The sequence below is a fragment of the Chryseobacterium wanjuense genome, from assembly GCF_900111495.1.
Classification (GTDB): domain Bacteria; phylum Bacteroidota; class Bacteroidia; order Flavobacteriales; family Weeksellaceae; genus Chryseobacterium; species Chryseobacterium wanjuense.
In genome coordinates this window covers 2,277,075-2,295,194 of record NZ_FOIU01000001.1, presented here as the reverse complement: position 1 = coordinate 2,295,194, position 18,120 = coordinate 2,277,075, and the positions used below count along the sequence as shown (strand labels likewise).

At 36.5% G+C, this 18,120-nt stretch carries 12 protein-coding genes; 10 read left to right on the top strand and 2 right to left on the bottom strand.

What is annotated here, in order from left to right:
• Positions 1–104 precede the first annotated feature (104 nt).
• Positions 105–1,172 (top strand): DUF2891 domain-containing protein, encoded by a 1,068-nt coding sequence (locus BMX24_RS10190; protein ID WP_089792177.1) that lies wholly within the window; start codon positions 105–107, stop codon positions 1,170–1,172.
• 89 nt (positions 1,173–1,261) lie between these two features.
• Here BMX24_RS10190 and BMX24_RS10185 read toward each other — a convergent pair whose 3' ends face one another.
• On the bottom strand, positions 1,262–1,735 hold the full coding sequence (locus tag BMX24_RS10185) for an Mpo1 family 2-hydroxy fatty acid dioxygenase (RefSeq protein WP_089792175.1): 474 nt from the start codon (positions 1,733–1,735) through the stop codon (positions 1,262–1,264).
• Between the two features lie 70 nt (positions 1,736–1,805).
• Here BMX24_RS10185 and BMX24_RS10180 point away from each other — a divergent pair, with 70 nt between their 5' ends.
• From BMX24_RS10180 to BMX24_RS10160, 5 genes are all read left to right on the top strand, one after another.
• A complete protein-coding gene (locus BMX24_RS10180; protein WP_089792173.1) occupies positions 1,806–2,651 on the top strand; it encodes a helix-turn-helix domain-containing protein in 846 nt (281 codons plus the stop codon).
• Between the two features lie 88 nt (positions 2,652–2,739).
• On the top strand, positions 2,740–4,050 hold the full coding sequence (locus BMX24_RS10175; protein ID WP_089792171.1) for a TolC family protein: 1,311 nt from the start codon (positions 2,740–2,742) through the stop codon (positions 4,048–4,050).
• Positions 4,051–4,070: 20 nt separating this feature from the next.
• Positions 4,071–5,183 (top strand): HlyD family secretion protein, encoded by a 1,113-nt coding sequence (locus tag BMX24_RS10170; RefSeq protein WP_089792169.1) that lies wholly within the window; start codon positions 4,071–4,073, stop codon positions 5,181–5,183.
• Between the two features lie 101 nt (positions 5,184–5,284).
• Positions 5,285–6,874, top strand: coding sequence for an MFS transporter (locus BMX24_RS10165; RefSeq protein WP_089792167.1), 1,590 nt, complete (start codon positions 5,285–5,287; stop codon positions 6,872–6,874).
• A 305-nt stretch (positions 6,875–7,179) separates the two neighbouring features.
• On the top strand, positions 7,180–7,884 hold the full coding sequence (locus BMX24_RS10160; protein ID WP_089792165.1) for a class I SAM-dependent methyltransferase: 705 nt from the start codon (positions 7,180–7,182) through the stop codon (positions 7,882–7,884).
• A 95-nt stretch (positions 7,885–7,979) separates the two neighbouring features.
• Here BMX24_RS10160 and metG read toward each other — a convergent pair whose 3' ends face one another.
• Complete coding sequence (gene metG / locus BMX24_RS10155) at positions 7,980–10,013, bottom strand: methionine--tRNA ligase (RefSeq protein WP_089792163.1); 2,034 nt, start codon at positions 10,011–10,013, stop codon at positions 7,980–7,982.
• A 336-nt stretch (positions 10,014–10,349) separates the two neighbouring features.
• On the opposite strand from metG, the gene BMX24_RS10150 reads away from it, so the two are divergent.
• The 4 genes from BMX24_RS10150 to BMX24_RS10135 all read left to right on the top strand — a co-directional run bounded on the left by BMX24_RS10150 (position 10,350) and on the right by BMX24_RS10135 (position 18,050).
• Positions 10,350–13,082 (top strand): SusC/RagA family TonB-linked outer membrane protein, encoded by a 2,733-nt coding sequence (locus BMX24_RS10150; RefSeq protein WP_089792162.1) that lies wholly within the window; start codon positions 10,350–10,352, stop codon positions 13,080–13,082.
• Positions 13,083–13,095: 13 nt separating this feature from the next.
• The gene (locus tag BMX24_RS10145) at positions 13,096–14,685 is read left to right on the top strand and encodes a RagB/SusD family nutrient uptake outer membrane protein (RefSeq protein ID WP_089792160.1); all 1,590 of its coding nucleotides are present in this window, start codon (positions 13,096–13,098) and stop codon (positions 14,683–14,685) included.
• An 18-nt stretch (positions 14,686–14,703) separates the two neighbouring features.
• Entirely contained in the window at positions 14,704–15,813 is a 1,110-nt protein-coding gene (locus tag BMX24_RS10140) for a SusE domain-containing protein (protein ID WP_089792158.1), read from the top strand.
• Positions 15,814–15,890: 77 nt separating this feature from the next.
• The gene (locus BMX24_RS10135) at positions 15,891–18,050 is read left to right on the top strand and encodes a glycoside hydrolase family 97 protein (RefSeq protein WP_089792156.1); all 2,160 of its coding nucleotides are present in this window, start codon (positions 15,891–15,893) and stop codon (positions 18,048–18,050) included.
• Positions 18,051–18,120: the final 70 nt, after the last annotated feature.

Sequence of the window (18,120 nt, the reverse complement as noted above, 5' to 3'; positions counted from 1 at the left end):
ATTAATTTTTAATAAATATGAATATTTAATGTAAATTCTGTATTGAATGTTGTTTGAAGCTATTTATAATCTTCAAAATTGAAATTATTTTTTATTTTTATTGAATGAAAAAGAGTCTCTTTGCTATTATATTTTTTCCGTTTTTGATGTTTGCTCAGGAAGTTCCTAAACTGACGGACGAAATGGCCATTAAGTTATCCGAAAAACCGCTCCACTGCATCAATCAGGAATATCCGAACAAAACGGCACATATCATTAATAATGCGAATGAAGTTCCTTTAAGTCCGAAAGATCTGCATCCGAGTTTTTATGGCTGTTTCGATTGGCACAGCTCTGTTCATGGGCATTGGATGCTGGTTCGGTTATTAAAAACGAAACCCAATTTATCTAATGCTAAAGAGATTGAAAAAATTCTTGATGATTCATTTAAAAAAGAAAATCTTCAGACCGAAGCAGATTATTTTACAAAATATCAACTGACCGGAACGTTTGAAAGAACATACGGATGGGCTTGGCTGCTGAAACTGGATGAAGAATTAATCACCTGGAACAACCCGAAAGCGAAAATCTGGCATGAGAATCTGAAACCATTAACGGATAAAATCCTGAATTCTTGGAAGACTTTTTTACCCAAACAAACCTATCCCAACAGAACGGGAGTTCACCCGAATACAGCTTTTGCGATGGCGTTTGCGATCGATTGGGCAAGAGCAAACAAAGACAAAGATTTTGAAAATCAATTGATCGAAAAAGCGAAATATTTTTATTTAAAAGACGAAAAAACGCCGGCATATTTAGAACCCGATGGTTCGGATTTCTTTTCGCCAAGTCTGGAAATTGCAGATTTAATGCGAAGAGTTCTTCCTCAAAAAGAATTTGTACAATGGTTAAATAAATTCTACGAAAAGCGAAGTTTGGAAAATATTGAAAAGATTCCGGTGGTGAGTGATCTCAGCGATTATCAAACGGTGCATTTGGTAGGATTATCTTTCTCAAAAGCATGGTGTATGAAAGGCATCGCAAAATCTCTTCCGGACAATCATCCCCTGAAAAAAGATTTCCAGAAAACGGCAACTGTATTTTTAAATAACGGACTTCCATTATTATTTCAGGGAAATTATGGCGGTGACCATTGGCTGGCAAGTTTTGCAGTTTACGCTTTGGAAGATTAATAAGGCTTGAAGCTGGATGCGGGAAGAGGGAAGTTTGTTAAGCGCGAATAAACTTCCAGCTTCCATTTTCTAGCTTCCTTACCCAATGTCTAATATCTGATTCCCAGTTTTTTAAGTATAAAACTCAAGAGCCAGATGGGGCCGATTAAAAGAAATTGCAGGTCTTTCAGGAAAGAAGGTTTTTTGCCTTCAATTTTATGCCCTACAAATTGTAAAATCCAGGTGATAATAAAAACAGCCAGGTAAACAATCCATGAATTTTCTTTAAAACGAATGTTGATCCCATACGCAAAGCTTTCCATCAAAAGCATCACGAAAACCATGATCAGACCTATTAAAAATGAAAGTCTCATGTAAAATATTGTCACCAAAACCATTGCAGCAAGACTTATATAACTTATACAGCCAATGTATATGAAACAGATAGATTTTGACGGAATAAGGGAAATAAATCCTAAAATCGTCCAAAAAATCAATGGAACACAAATCCAGTGAATCAATTTGTTGGTTGCGTTTCTGTGGCTTTCGCCATATTCTGCAAATAATAAATCAATTTTTCTCATAATAGGAATTTGGAAGTTACTAAAATAATAAATTTTTGTAATCGCTGAAGAGATTGCTTACATTTGTGTTATGTCTGTCTTAGAAAAATTCGGCGTTGAAATTTTCACCCAACATAATATTTTCGAGAGAATTGCTGTCGATAAGCCTTTCCGTCCCGAAAATCCGGCATTTATTTTCATTAAAACAGGAAGCATTAAGCTTCGCCAGCATTTCAATGATCTGGAGCTTTCGGAGAATATGTTTATGGTAACAGATCCGCAGACGGTGTACGAAATGATTTCCGTAAGCGATGATTTTCAGTCGAGAATGGTTTCTTATAAAAGAGAATTTATTTCAGCTTTATCATTGAGGTTCAATCGATTAATTGGCTATCGTTATTTCAGGCAGCAGATGAATCGAGGTGTTCCTTTTGACCCTGAGGAAATGGAAATAGTCTGGAAAACCGTGAATTTTCTTAAATATATTTTAGATACAGAAACTGAAATTTTATATAAAAAAGAAGTGGTGGAGCATCTTTTTTCCGTTTTTTGCTATCAGATGGCAGGAATTATTTCCAAAGAAGACGCCAACTCGATGAGCCAGATGTCGAGACAGGAAGAAATTGTTTTCATTTTCTTAAACGACCTCGCTGCTAATCATCAAACAGAACGGACAGTAGAATTCTACGCCGAACGGCAATCAATTACAACCAGACATCTTTCTTCTGTGGTGAAGGCAATTACCGGAAAGTCTGCAAGCCAAATGATCGCATTAATTGTAATGAATGAAGCAAAAGTGCTTTTAAACTCTTCAAATAAGCCTGTTTCAGAGATTTCATCCATGCTGGGTTTCAGTGATCAATATTCTTTTTCTCACTTTTTTAAGAAACATTTGGAAGTGAGTCCGTCACAATATCGGAACCAGTTCGAAAATTAAAATCTTACATTTGAACATCTTTTTCCATTTCTTAAACATTTGTTTGATCTTGTGCGTGCCATAACTTTGCATCGTAAAACAAGGGACAATGATAAAAAATGTAAAAACAGCACTATCACTTATGATAATGATCTTTCCTGCGCTGTTTTTTTCTCAAGAAATAAAACAGATGACAGCCAATGATGTTGCCGAACTGGCGGTGCAAAATCATCAGCAGCTAAAAGTTTCGGCTCAGAATATCAACATTGCAAAACAGAATACAAATATTGCAAAGCTCCAGAAATTACCGACGATTACAGCTTCCATGAGCCAATTTTATTTGGGTGATATGGTAGCTATTGATAAAGATTTTTCAAACTCTACCACGATTTCGATGCCACATTATGGGAGTTCTTGTGGTGTTCAGGCGACTCAGTTGATCTTCAAAGGTGGTTTGGTGAATAAATCTATCGAATTGGCGGGGCTTCGTGAGCAGCTTTCCAAACTAGATCTGGAAAAGAACAAACAGGATGTGAAATTTCTTGTGATTTCAAATTATCTGGATGTTTATAAAATTTTAAACCAGCAGGAAGTTTTTCAAAACAACAAAAAACTGGCTCAGGAACGTCTTAAAAATATCCAGAAATTTTATCAGCAAGGAATGGTGACCCGAAATGAGGTCATTCGTGGTGAGTTGGCTATCAAAAACTTAGACCAGGGAATTTTAACTTTAGTAAATAATCGAAAAATCCTTAATTATAATTTAAATATAGCTTTGGGTTTACCTTCTGATACTGAGATTGTTCCGGTTGAAAGTTTAGAGAACAAAGAATCAGGAATCGGGATGGATTATTATCTTGATCTGGCTCATAACAGCAATCCTTTGATGAAATCTGCAAAGACAAACATCGACGCAGCAGATAAAAATATAGAAATCATAAAAACCGATAAAATGCCTACTCTGGCGGGGTTTGGAGGCTATACTTTACAAAGACCGATTACCAATAGAACACCTGTTTTGGATATGTACGCAGGCGGTTGGCAAACTGGGATTTCTCTTAGCTATAATATTGATAATCTGTATAAAACAAAAGAAAGAGTAAAGCTTGGCAAGTTTCAAAAAAACCAGGCGAGTGATGCAATGATTCTTATTCAACAGAATATTGATATGTCGGTAAATGCAGCTTACGTCAAATATCAGGAATCTATGCAACAGGCTGAAATTCTTAATGATGCTAAAAGACTGGCAGAAGAGAACTACAAGATTACAGAAGCTAAGTATTTGAATCAGTTGGCAGTACAAGCAGAAATGATCGACGCACAGAACCAGAAACTTCAATCTGAACTGGATTATGCCAACGCAGAAATCAATGTTCTGTATCAATATTATAATCTTCTGAAATCTACCGGAACACTTTAATTTTTAAAAAACTGAAAACAATGGAAAATAAGGAACAAAATACTCAAAATACATCTTCAGCACCTGCACAATCAAGTGTTGCTGAAAAAAAGAAACAAAATAAAAGAAACAAAATCAGAGCGATAATTTCGAATATCGTGGTATTTCTGGTGATTGGATTTGGCTTGTATTGGCTGGTGCGTGAATATTTTCATGTGGGAGACAAAACCTACACGGAAGCAGCTCAGGTTGAGGAGTTTATCAACCCGATCAACACAAGAGTTTCGGCTTATATTAAAGAAATAAAATTCATTGAACATCAGAAAGTTAAGAAAGGGGACACATTAGTTATCCTCGACGATCGTGAGATTTTAACACAATTGGGTCAGGCTGAAGCAGCGTATCAGAATGCATTGGCTCAACGTACTGCAACAAGTTCATCTGTAAATACCGTCTCCAACAACGTAAGCGTGATGGAAGCTAATATTGCAGGAGCAAAAGCCAGACTCTGGAATGCTGAACAGAATTTAAACAGATATAAAAATCTTTTGGCTTCGGAGGCGGTAACCAGACAGCAGTATGACCAGGTAAAAACTGAGTATGATGCACAAAAAGCGGCTTATGAAGCTTTGGCTAATCAAAAACAATCTGCCAATCTTTCTACAACGGAAGTGAAGAGCAGATTAGGAATTAACGATGCTGAAATTAAAAGAACAAAATCTGCATTGGATATGGCAAAAATCAATCTTTCATATACGGTTATTACAGCACCTTATGACGGTGTGATGGGAAGAAGAACGATCTCTGAAGGACAACTGATTCAACCTGGCCAACAGGTAGCGACCATTGTTTTAAACGGACAAAAATGGGTAACCGCCAACTTCCTGGAAAGCCAGATGCCGAACATCAAAATCGGAGAGAAAATGATGATGACAGCCGATGCGTTGGGCGGACAAAAATTTGAAGGGGTTGTAACGGCGATTTCTGCAGCGACTGGTTCCAGGTATTCCAATGTTCCGACGGATAATTCGACAGGTAATTTCATTAAGGTTCAGCAAAGAATTCCTGTAAGAATCGAGTTTACGGCTTCTAATAAAAAAGAAAATGTTGAAAAACTCAGCGCGGGAATGAACCTGAATGTGAAGATTAATTAAGAATGATTGGTTAAGGAGCTGGAAGCTGGAAGTTTTAGCAGTGGATAAACTACCCTCTTCCAGCTTCTGACCTCCTGCCTATAACATCAAATTTGTAAAAAATGTACAACAAAGGATTATTTAACGACTGGGTTCCGAAACCTGTTCAGCTGTTGATGATTGTATTGCTGGTGATTGTGGTCTTGCCTTTGGGAGGCGTGTATACCGGAAATATTAGTTTTATGGTTGGAGGTACGGGTGAGCTTTCAGAATATTTTATGTTTGCGAGCTATGCCACTACCATTGGGATGGGAGCTTGTATGCCTATCGTTCTCAGGATGAAAATGAGATTTAAAGTCCGAAATAAAATGGTGTTGCTACTGGTGCTTTTGGGATTGCTGAACTGTGTGAATGCTACGACGTTCAGTCCGGTGGTGATCATTGGTGTTTCATTGGTTATGGGTTTTCTGAAAATGATGGTCGCCATCGAACTGTTTTTGCCATTAATGATGATGATTGGGGATCGTGGTGTTTTTTACGGGGTGTTTTATACAGCAGTTTTAACATTGACTCAAATTTCAAGTTATTATGCCGTAAAGGTTTCTATTGTATACAATTGGCAGCAGTTTTTTATTGTAATTGCAATACTATGTCTGGTTATGGCACTTTTGTGCTGGGTTTTGATGCATAATAAATATTTTTCGCTCAAAGTTCCATTGTATCATATTGATTGGATGAGTATTATCTTGTTTATGTCTACTTTTATGTTTTCGGCTTATGTTCTTTCGTTTGGAAAACAACAGGACTGGTTGAATTCAACAAAAATTATTAATTCAAGTATTGCGGCTTTTGTAAGTTTTGCAGTGTTGATCGTGCGTCAGTTTACTTTAAAAAGGCCATATCTTTCCCTTTCAGTATTTACGAGAAGTAATGTTTTGAATGGCTTGTTCATGTTGTTTTGGCTGGGAATGTTTTTAGGAACAACTTCGATACAGAATATTTTTGCGGTAGGTGTTTTGGGGTATGATCAATTAACCAATGCAAAACTGAGCTTGCTGATGATTCCCGGGTTGGGTGCGGCTGGAATGACAGCGATTTTCTGGTTTAAAAGACAGAAACCTTTGAAAATGTTCATCTTCTCAGGATTTTCGGCCATGATTGGCTATGCTCTGATCATGTATTTCTCTATGGTTCTGGAATTTAACTATGAATATTGGTATTTACCCATGTTTTTAAAAGGGTATGGAATGGGGGCTTTGTTCATTTCGGTCTGGTTTTACACTTTAGATAAATTAGAATTAAATGATATGCTGGCTGCGATAGGACTGGTGCTGGTTTGGAGAACTTTTTTAGTTGTTGGTATTTTTTCGGCGTTAATGTCCTGGTTTCAATATCAGTTTCAGATTGTAAGCCTCGGAGATTTGGCTGTGTATATGGATGGGATGACCATTTCTCCGCAAAATGTGATGTCTAATATGAAGACGATCCAGCTCAACGCCATTCTTGCGGCCAATAAGAAAATATTCGGATACATCATTTTGGTTGGTTTTGGAGTGTTATTGTATGTTTTAACGCATCATTTTGGAGCCAAAAGATTTGAATATTTAAGGTTTATAAGGGTTTTGAACGGCAAATCTATCATTGCAAAAAGAAGAATAAGAGAAAGAGAAATTGTTGAGGAAATAAAAGATGCAGCCGGGTCTGCGATGTAAAGATACCTTGTTTTTCATTGGCAAAGCCTTGTTCTTACTGATAAGACAAGGCTTTGTTTTATTTCTATTGAGACTATGAGAAGGACGCTGTTGAAAACCACCCCGTCAAAAATTCTTTAGAATTTTCGCCACCCCTCCGGAGGAGGGGAATTCAGATGCTGTTTTAGATCCTCCTCAAACCTATAAAGTTTTATGAACAAAACTCAAAACTCAAAACTCGAAACTCGAAACTCGAAACTCGAAACTCGCACCCCGAAACCCGTATTCAATTCAAAAACTTTATCTTTACACTTTTAAAAATGACTATGAAAGACTTAATGGGTAAGGCCATCTGGGACTACTATCACAACGAAAATCCTGAAGATCTGCAGACTGAAACTTCAATTTCCGAACTGGATGAGCTTCCTGTCGATTATCTTTTCAGAGACTTCGAAGAGATGAACGGTATTGAGCAGAAGGCACTTCAATTAGCTCAGGGAAAAACGTTGGATATCGGAGCAGGAGCGGGCTCGCATGCCTTATATCTTCAAAATGAAAGAAATCTTGAGGTGACAGCATTGGATATTTCACCAAAAGCTATTGAGATCTGCAAATTGCGGGGAATCAAAAAAGCTGTAGCTGAAAATATGCTCCACTTTTCCGGGGAGAATTTCGACACAATCTTGTTATTGATGAACGGAACGGGGATTTTCCAAAGTCTTACCGTTATTGATATTTATCTTAAAAAATTATATTCTTTGTTGAATAAAAATGGTCAGGTTTTTATCGACAGCACCGATATTTTATATATGTTCGACCGTGATGAAGATGGGGGAGTTTATATTCCGGCAGAAGGATATTATGGTGAACTGGATTATATTGTCCATTACAAAGGCGAATCGGAAGACCCTATAAAATGGCTGTATCTTGATTTTAACACTTTAAAAAATGCCGCGGAAAATAATGGTTTTAAGATTGAAAAAGTCTTGCAGGATGAGGATTCTTATCTAGCAAAACTGACCAAGAAGTAGTACTGTATGTCATTGCTTCGTCGCTTCGCTCCTCGCAATGACAATAAAAAAAGACGCATTAATTATGCGTCTTTTCTATATCTAAAATATTGAAATTATCCGATCTCAATACCATTTTCAACCGTTTCATCAGGTGTTACAAAAGACAATTTTCCGTCAGCTTTTGTCGTTAATAACAACATTCCCTGAGATTCAATTCCTCTGATTTTTCTTGGAGCAAGGTTTAATAAGATCATCACCTGCTTTCCGATTACCTCTTCCGGAGTGAAGCTTTCTGCAATTCCGGAAACTACCGTTCTTATGTCTACGCCTGTATCTACTTTAAGTTTCAATAATTTATCTGCTTTTTCTACTTTTTCAGCTTCTAAAATAGTGGCAGTTCTCAAGTCGATTTTTGTAAAATCATCAAAAGTGATTTCGTCTTTCATAGGGTTGGCGTTAGGGTTTGTTTTTTTATTATTTTGTTTGGTGTCTTCCAGCTTTTGGATTTGGGCTTCAATAACATCGTCTTCAATTTTTGAGAAAAGAAGCGATGATTCATTGATTTTATGACCTGTTTCAATTAAAACCGATTGAGTTTCAATATCACTCCAGCTTTGTTTTTGAACATTAAACATATTCAATAATTTTTCAGAACTGAAAGGCATAAATGGTTCGCACAACTGCGCTAAAGCAACCGCAATCTGAGCGCCGACAAATAAAGACTGAGCCGCCTTTTCAGGATTGTCTTTAATCGTTTTCCAAGGCTCTTCAGTCTGAAGGTATTGGTTTCCGAAGCGTGCTAAATTCATTAATGCTGTCAAAGAATTTCTGAATTCATAATTTTCAAGGAATCCGGAAATTTCTTTTGCGGATTTATTAATTTCCTTTAATTCAGGAGAGTTTGCATCACCTTGAGGAACAATTCCGTCATAATATTTATGAATAAGAACCGCAACTCTATTAATAAAGTTTCCGAAAATTCCTACCAACTCAGAATTATTTTTCGTCTGAAAATCTTTCCATGTAAAATTATTATCCTTTGTTTCCGGAGCAGATGAAAGAAGAGCATATCTTAAAACATCCTGTTGTCCAGGGAAATCTTCAACATACTCATGAGCCCAGACTGCCCAGTTTCTTGAAGTCGAAATTTTATCATTTTCAAGGTTAAGGAATTCAAAAGCCGGAACATTCGCTGGCATGATAAAATCTCCGTGAGCCTTCATCATCGCAGGGAAAATAATACAGTGGAACACAATATTATCCTTACCAATAAAGTGCACCAAATCACTTCCTTCACTTTGCCAGTAATCTTTCCAGTTTTTTCCGTTTTTCTCCGCCCATTCTTTGGTGAAAGAAATATATCCGATCGGCGCATCAAACCATACATACAGCACTTTTCCTTCAGCATCCGGAAGCGGAACCGGAACTCCCCAGTTCAGATCTCTGGTCATGGCACGAGGTTTTAGGCCTTCGTTCAGCCAGGATTTAACCTGTCCGTAAACGTTTGGTTTCCAGTCGTCTTTGTGGCCTTCAATGATCCATTCGTTCAGAAAATTTTCATATTCATTTAATGGAAGATACCAGTTCTTTGTTGCTTTAAGGATAGGAACATTTCCGCTTAGCATTGATTTTGGATTAATCAATTCAGACGGAGAAAGGGTAGTACCGCATCTTTCACACTGATCACCGTAAGCGTTTTCATTTCCACAATTCGGGCAAGTCCCCACGATGTATCGGTCGGCTAAAAATTCATTAGCCTGCTCATCAAAATACTGTTCAGAAACCTCTTCCGTGAATTTCCCTTTTTCATAAAGAACTTTAAAGAAATCCTGACTGGTTTCATAATGTTTTTTAGAGGTCGTTCTAGAATATTCATCAAATGAAATCCCTAAATCTGCAAAAGATTTTTTAATGATTTCGTGGTATTTATCAACGATATCCTGAGGGGTAACTCCTTCTTTTTTAGCTCTTATGGTGATAGGAATTCCGTGCTCATCCGAACCACAGATAAACGCTACATCTTTTCCTAATCTTCTCTGAAATCTTGCGTAAACATCCGCAGGAATATATACACCTGCCAAATGTCCTATATGAACCGGGCCGTTTGCATAAGGCAAAGCTGCCGTAATCATCTTTCTGTTTGACATTTTATAGTAAAGTTTTAACTGCAAAGATAAGAATTATCCTTGAAAGTTATGGTAATTGCTGTTTTTATGAGGTTTTTCGGCTCTGCGATGCGATGAAATATTACATTTAGTTAAACAAATGTTTAACTTATATTAATTCTAATAAGTTATTATGTTTCGCATAATTTGATGTAATTAAATGAAAAACAGATATTTGATTTATAATCATCAAGAAATTTACATAAAATTATCTAAATTTTAAATAAATTTATGATAATTCTAATTTTTTTATAAATTGCATAGCTGGCTCATTGCCAAAAATTATTAAAAAAACGAAACTATATAAAAAACAATATTGTGAAAAATTTTACAACGGTATTAAAAATTGCGCCTGCATTTTTATTGGCAAGTACAATGATTCATGCGCAGACAGACTCTACACAAAAAGAGAAAAAAATAGAAGAGGTTGTGCTCATTGGATATGGGAAGCAGAAGAAAACGGATCTTACAGGATCAATTTCCTCTATTAGTGCGAAAGATTTCAATGGTGGTGCCACTTCGCCAGGGCAATTAATTCAAGGAAAAACCCCCGGAGTTGCTATTGTGGGAAATAGTGGAGCACCAGGATCAGGAACTTCTATTAGGATTCGTGGGATTGGATCTTTAAACGGGTCTCAATCTCCATTAATTGTTATTGATGGTGTTCCACAGGATTTTAGTGGGATAAGTGGAGCTGCTGACCCTCTTTCTTTAATCAATCCAAATGATATTCAATCATTCGATATTTTAAAGGACGCATCTGCAACTGCAATTTATGGAAACAGAGCATCCAATGGGGTAATTTTAATAACAACTAAGCAAGGGTCTGCGGGTAAATTAAAAGTTAATTTCTCTACATTGGCTTCTATATCTACTAAAATGGGAAATGTAGATGTTCTAAATGCTGATGAATTCAGAGCCTTTGTAAATCAGAATGCTACACCTTCTTATATAGCCAGGTTAGGAAATGCAAATACTAATTGGCAGAACCAGATTTATCAAAAAGCTTGGGGAACAGATAATAATGTGGCTGTATCTGGAGGAGTTAAAGGATTACCATATAGATTATCATTAGGATATAATGAACAAAACGGTATTGTAAGAACCAATTCGTTCCGTAGAACTTCTGCTGCATTAAATCTTAATCCTAAGTTTTTGGATAATCATTTAAGTGTAAATATTAATGCTAAAGGTACCTTTACGGATAATCGTTTTCCGGCAACGGGTGCAATTGCAAATGCAACTTATTTTGATCCTACTCAGCCTGTATATTCGGGAAATTCCAATTATGGTGGTTACTATGAATGGCTTGACCCAGCTTCAGCAACAGGGCTTAATGTAAATGCAACTGCCAATCCAGTGGCTCAATTAGAAGCTGTAAGAGATGTTTCATCTGTTTGGAGAGCATTAGGAAATATCCAATTGGATTATAAACTTCATTTTCTGCCTGACTTACACTTTAATGTAAATGCAGGATACGATTATTCAAAAGGAGAAGGTGCTACAACAATTAATCCGGCTTATAAATCTGGAATAGGTGTTTTAGGTTCCTACAGACCTTATTCTATGGAAAAGAAAAATAAGTTATTGGAAACATATTTCAATTATACTAAGAATATTACAAGCCTGAATACGAATGTAGACTTTACGGCAGGATATTCATATCAGGATTTTCATACTACGGCTCCACTTGTAGTTACTTATCAAGGTAATAACCAAACAGGGGGACAGGTAAATGCAATTGACAGAAAATTAGTTCTACTTTCATTTTATGGAAGAGCAATATTTACGATAGCTAATAAATATATCATTTCAGGATCAATAAGACGAGATGGTTCTTCACGATTCTTTAATGGCACAAGAGATAATCTTTGGGGTAACTTCCCTGGTATCTCTGTTGCTTGGAAAATTAATGAAGAAGAATTTCTTAAAGACTCAGGGCTTAATACTTTAAAATTAAGAGCAGGTTGGGGTAAAACAGGAAATAATGAATTAGGAGATAATTACTACCCTGCTTTTGCTTCTTACAGCCCAAGTGTTCCGGGTGCACAGTATCAATTCGGTTCACAATATTATTATATGCTAAGACCGGATATTTATAATCCTAATTTGACATGGGAAACAACAACCACTCAAAACTTAGGAATTGATTATGGTTTTTTAAATAACAGAATTTTTGGATCAATTGATATTTTTAAGAAAAAAGCTGAAAAATTATTAGTTGATTCTCCAATTGCGGCAGGTGACTTAAGTAACCATAATATTCTAAATGTTGGTACAATGGATACCAATGGAATTGAAGGTGCAATAACAGTTGTTCCCGTGAAAAATGAAAATACAACTTGGGAATTATCCTTCAATGCAACTCATTATAATTCTAAAATCACGAATCTTGTGAGTGCAGCAAATAATTCTTTCTTTATAGCAGTAGGAGATATTACAGGAGGTGTAGGAAACAAAATTCAGGCTCATGCTGTTGGATATCAGCCTTATTCATTTTTGGTTTATCAGCAGGTTTATGATACAAATGGAAAACCTCTTGACGGAGTTTATGTAGATAGAAATGGTGATGGTATTATCAACTCAAATGATATGTACTATTATAAATCAACTCAACCAGATGCTATTTTAGGGTTTAATACCAAATTAAATTATAAAAATTGGGATTTTGGATTTAGTGCGAGAGCTGTTTTAGGAAATTACGTTTATAATAATGCAGCTTCTAACAGTTCATTACAATCGGCTTCTACCAATAGCTATCTTCAAAATGTTTATTCTTCCACGCCTGAATATCAGTTTTCTTTACCAAGATACTTCTCAGATTTATTTGTAGAGAATGCTTCATTTTTCAGATTGGATAATGTGAATTTAGGATATAACTTTAAAGATATATTCAGCAAAGGAAGCAGCCTGAAAGTTTATGGAATGTTACAAAACGTATTTGTAATCACTAAATATTCAGGAGTAGATCCGGAGATTTTCGGAAATATAGATAATGGCTATTATCAAATGCCAAAAGTGTATTCTTTGGGACTTAATTTTCAATTTTAATTAGAAAAAACAAATGAAACCTAATAAAAATATTTTCAAAAAAATAACAATAGCGGCAGCATTTGGGTTATTGGTTATTTCAACTTCTTGCGTAAAAGATTTAGAGCAGGAACCAAGAACAGGAGTTACATCAACGAATGTTTTTAATGATTTTGCAAATTATCCCAATGCATTAGCAAAAGTGTATGGAGGATTTGCTAATGGCGGACAAGAAAGCAATGGTGGAAGTTCTGATATCAATGGTATTGATGGGAACTTTTCACAATATACCAGACTATTATATACATTACAGACCTTACCGACAGATGAAGCTGTCATCGCATGGAATGATGGTACTTTACAGACCATTCATAAGATGACATGGGACTCTTCAAGTGAATTTATTGCAGGGATGTATTATAGAATTTATACTGAAATTGCCTTCTGTAATGAATTTTTAAGAAATGTAACAGACGAAAAGCTTGCTTCAAACAATATTACGGGTGATAATCTTACAGAGGCAAAATACATGAGAGCAGAGGTTAGATATTTAAGAGCTCTGTCCTATTATTATGCTTTAGATTTATATGGAAATGTACCTTTTGTTGATGAAAGCTACTTGCCAGGATCTATTACACCTCCACAAAGGATTACCCGTGCAAATTTATTTAATTTTGTAGAGTCAGAATTATTAGCTGTGGCTAATGATATGAAAGATGCAAGAACCAATGTTTATGGTAGGGCAGATAAGGCTGCAGCCTGGTCATTACTTGCAAGGCTTTACTTAAATGCTCCTATCTATAACGGAAGTAATCGTAATAATGATGTAATTACTTATTGCGATAAAGTGATAGCAGCAGGATATTCTTTAAAGCCAAAATATGCTGACTTATTCCTTGCAGATAATGATAAGAATAATTCTGAAACGATCTTCCCTATTTTATTCGATGGAGTTCATATTCAGACTTCCGGAGGGTCTACTTATATGGTTCATGCACCTGTCGGAGGATCTATGCCTTCTGAAAGTATGTTCGGAATCAATGGCGGATGGGGTGGTATAAGAACTACTAAATCATACGTTGCACTTTTCACAAACTCTAGTGATCAGAGAGGGAACTTCTATACAAATGGACAAAACCTTGAGATTAATAATTTAGGAGAGTTTACTGACGGTTATGCATTTATTAAATATAAAAATTTAACAAGTACAGGTCAATTTGGCGCTGATAGTGCTAAAAATTTCTGTGATGCTGATATTCCTTTATTTAGACTAGCAGATATTTATTTGATGTATGCTGAAGCAACTTTGAGAGGAGGAAACGGTAATTCAGCAACAGCTTTACAATACATTAACAATATCAGAACAAGAGCAGGATATACTACGCCTCTTTCTTCTATCAATTTGGATTTTATTCTTGATGAAAGAGGAAGAGAGTTAGGCTGGGAAATGACAAGAAGAACAGACCTTATCCGTTATGGGAAGTTTACAACCGGAGCTTATCTGTGGCCTTGGAAAGGAGGAATTAAAGATGGTAAAAGTGTAGAAGATTTCAGAAACCTTTATCCAATTCCTGCGAAAGATATCGTTGCCAATCCAAACTTGGTTCAGAATCCTGGTTATTAATAAAAAAACACTATCAAAATGAAACAATTATTTAAAATATTAACAATAGCCTTTGTAAGTTTTCTTGTATTTTCCTGTGAGAAAGACGAGGATCAGGCAATATTAAACGAAGTAAGTGCAAGCAAGCTTTCATCTGATAAAACGGCTGTAGTTTTAAGTGAGATTATAGCGGGTAACCCGGCTATCAGTTTTACATGGCAAAAATCACAGTTTAATATAGCGATCGTTCCTACTCAGCAGGTAGAATTTGGGATCAAAGGACAAAACTTTAAGAAAAGTGTTACCTACGACTTTGCTAATGATGCTACATCAGGATCGATTACCCATGCGGGATTAAATGCATTGATGTTCAACTTGGGAGCAACTCCGGACATCGTTAATAATATTGAAGTAAGATTAAAAACTTCTGCAGGCCCCGCGGCCTTCTACTCAAACGTAATCAATCTTACCGTAACCCCATACACCCCAAATCCGGATTTGGTATATCCTAAAATCAATGTTCCGGGAGGTTATGCCGGAGCAGCAGGATATGCAGACTGGACTCCTGGGAATTCTCCAAACTTATTCTCTCCAGGGAAAAATAATGAATACAGAGGGTTTATTTTTGTTACAGCTCCAAACAGCGAATACAAATTTACCATCAACCAAGACTGGACAGGTGATAAAGGAGACGACGGTACTTTCACGGGTAAGTTGGTAGAAAGTGGTGAAGTTAATATTAAGGCAATCACAGCTGGGACATATTATATCAAAGCCGACTGGGCTGCAAATACATATTCATCAATAAAAGCCAATTTCGGAATCATCGGCGACGCTACTCCGACAGGTTGGGGATCGGATACAGATTTTGTTTACAATCCGGCAACCAAAACTTTTGTCATCAATTCTATTGCATTGAATACTTCAGGATCATTTAAATTCAGGGCTAATGATGATTGGGCAATGAAATTCCAGCCACAATCTTCGGATCAGACGCTGACTTCAGGTTCAGGTGTAGTAACTTATCTGAGCTCAGAAAATACAGTCACGGGAGATCCAAATTACAAAGTGGATGTTGCAGGAAATTATAAAATCGAATTGGATTTACATAATTCAGCCAATTACAAGTTGACTATTACAAAATTGTAAAATAAATCGAATTTACATAGCAAAGTGTTGCTTTTGGGCAGCACTTTCTTTATTTTTAAAGTTTATAAAGAATCATTATGAAGAAAATTACAATGGGAGCAGTATTGTTCTCGATGATGTTTGTTGGTGTTAATGCACAATCTTTAAAATCGCCGGACGGGAAGTTTGAAATGAACTTTCAACTGAAACAGGGAGTACCTTACTACAACCTGAAATACAACGGAAATGTAGTGGTGGAAGATTCCAAATTGGGATTGAGATTATTTAAAGATTCTGCGATACAATTTGCCTCAGAAATCGTAAAGCCTGAAGATGTAAAAAATGATCTTAACAACGGTTTTACAAAAACAGACGAAAAAAGAGATTCCAAAAACGAAACTTGGCAACCTGTTTTAGGGGAAAAGAAAAATTATATCAATAATTACAACGAGCTGGCAATCACACTGAATCAGGCTTCAACCGATAGAAATATTGTTGTTAAATTCAGATTGTTCAACGACGGTTTAGGGTTCAGATACGAGTTTCCTCAACAGAAAAACCTGAACTATTTCATCATAAAAGAAGAAGATTCTGAAATTGATTTCCCGACGGATATGAAAGCATGGTGGATTGCGGCAGATTATGATTCTCAGGAATATTTACCACAAACTTCCAACATCTCCGAAATTCCTGCAAAATGGGGATCGGCGTTCGACAGCAACGCATCACAGCAGATGGTGAAAAACGCTGTTCAGTCTCCTTTAATGCTTAAAAAAGAAGGAAAATCACCTTTATATGTTAATGTTGGTGAAGCGGCAGTAATTGATTATCCGGCTTCCCATCTGGAAGTTGATGCTGTTAATTTTAAGTTTAAAACGCACCTTACTCCGGATAGACAGGGCGCAAAAGGTTATATTCAGACGGCTTCTGTCTCTCCTTGGAGAACAATCATTGTTTCTCCAAAAGCAGAGGAAGTTTTAGCATCAAAAATGATGTTTAACCTTAACGAACCTACAAAATATACCGATACTTCTTATATTCACCCAACCAAATATATGGGCGTATGGTGGGAAATGATCATCGGAAAATCCCAGTGGGCATATGGTCAGCCCGAATCCAATGTTCGTCTTGGTGTGACCGATTTTTCAAAATTAACGCCTAACGGAAAGCATGGAGCCAACAACGATAAAGTAAAAGAATACATCGATTTCGCAGCAGAAAACGGCTTCGGAGGATTGTTAATCGAAGGCTGGAACATCGGTTGGGAAGACTGGTTCGGTCACTCAAAAGAATATGTTTTCGATTTTATCACGCCATATCCTGATTTTGACATTAAAATGTTAAATGAATATGCTCATTCAAAAGGAATTAAGTTGATTATGCACCACGAAACTTCAGGTTCTGCAACGAACTATGAAAGATGGGCAGACAAAGCATTCCAATTGATGAATAAATATGGGTACGATGCCGTGAAAACCGGTTATGTAGGTGATATCATCCCAAGAGGGGAACACCATTATTCTCAATGGACAATCAATCACTTTTACAGAATTGCCGAAAAAGCAAACGAATATAAAATCATGGTAAACTCCCATGAATCCGTACGTCCGGGAGGTGAAAGCAGAACATATCCGAACTGGATCTCTGCAGAAGCGGCTCGTGGAACAGAATTCGAAGCTTTTGGAGGAAACAATCCCGAGCATCAGACGATTCTTCCTTTTACCAGATGGATGGGAGGGCCAATGGATTACACGCCGGGAATTTTCCAAACCAAATTGGATTATTATTTCCCTGGAGACAAGCGTTTTGTAAAAACCACTTTGGTAAAACAGTTGGCATTGTATGTGACGATGTACATGCCTCTTCAGATGGCTGCCGATTTGCCTGAAAACTACAAAAAACACATGGATGCTTTCCAGTTTATCAAAGATGTAGCGGCAGATTGGGACGATACGAAAATTTTATCTGCAGAACCGGGAGATTACATCGTTACGGCGAGAAAAGCAAAAGGTTCCGAAAACTGGTTTGTAGGTGGAATTACCGATGAAAACAAACGTGATTACACCGTAGATTTCTCTTTCCTGGATAAAGGTAAAAAATATGAAGCAACGATCTACGAAGACGGAAAAGATGCCGATTACATCAACAATCCGCAGAGCTATCACATCTACAAAAAGCAGATCACAAGCAAATCAAAAATCGATTTCAAAATGGCAAGAAGCGGCGGTTTCGCTGTTTCTATTAAACCTTTGAAATAATACGCAATCAACTTTGTCAAAGTTCAAAACTTTGACAAAGTTTTTTTGATAGTTAATTTTTTAGGAGCTT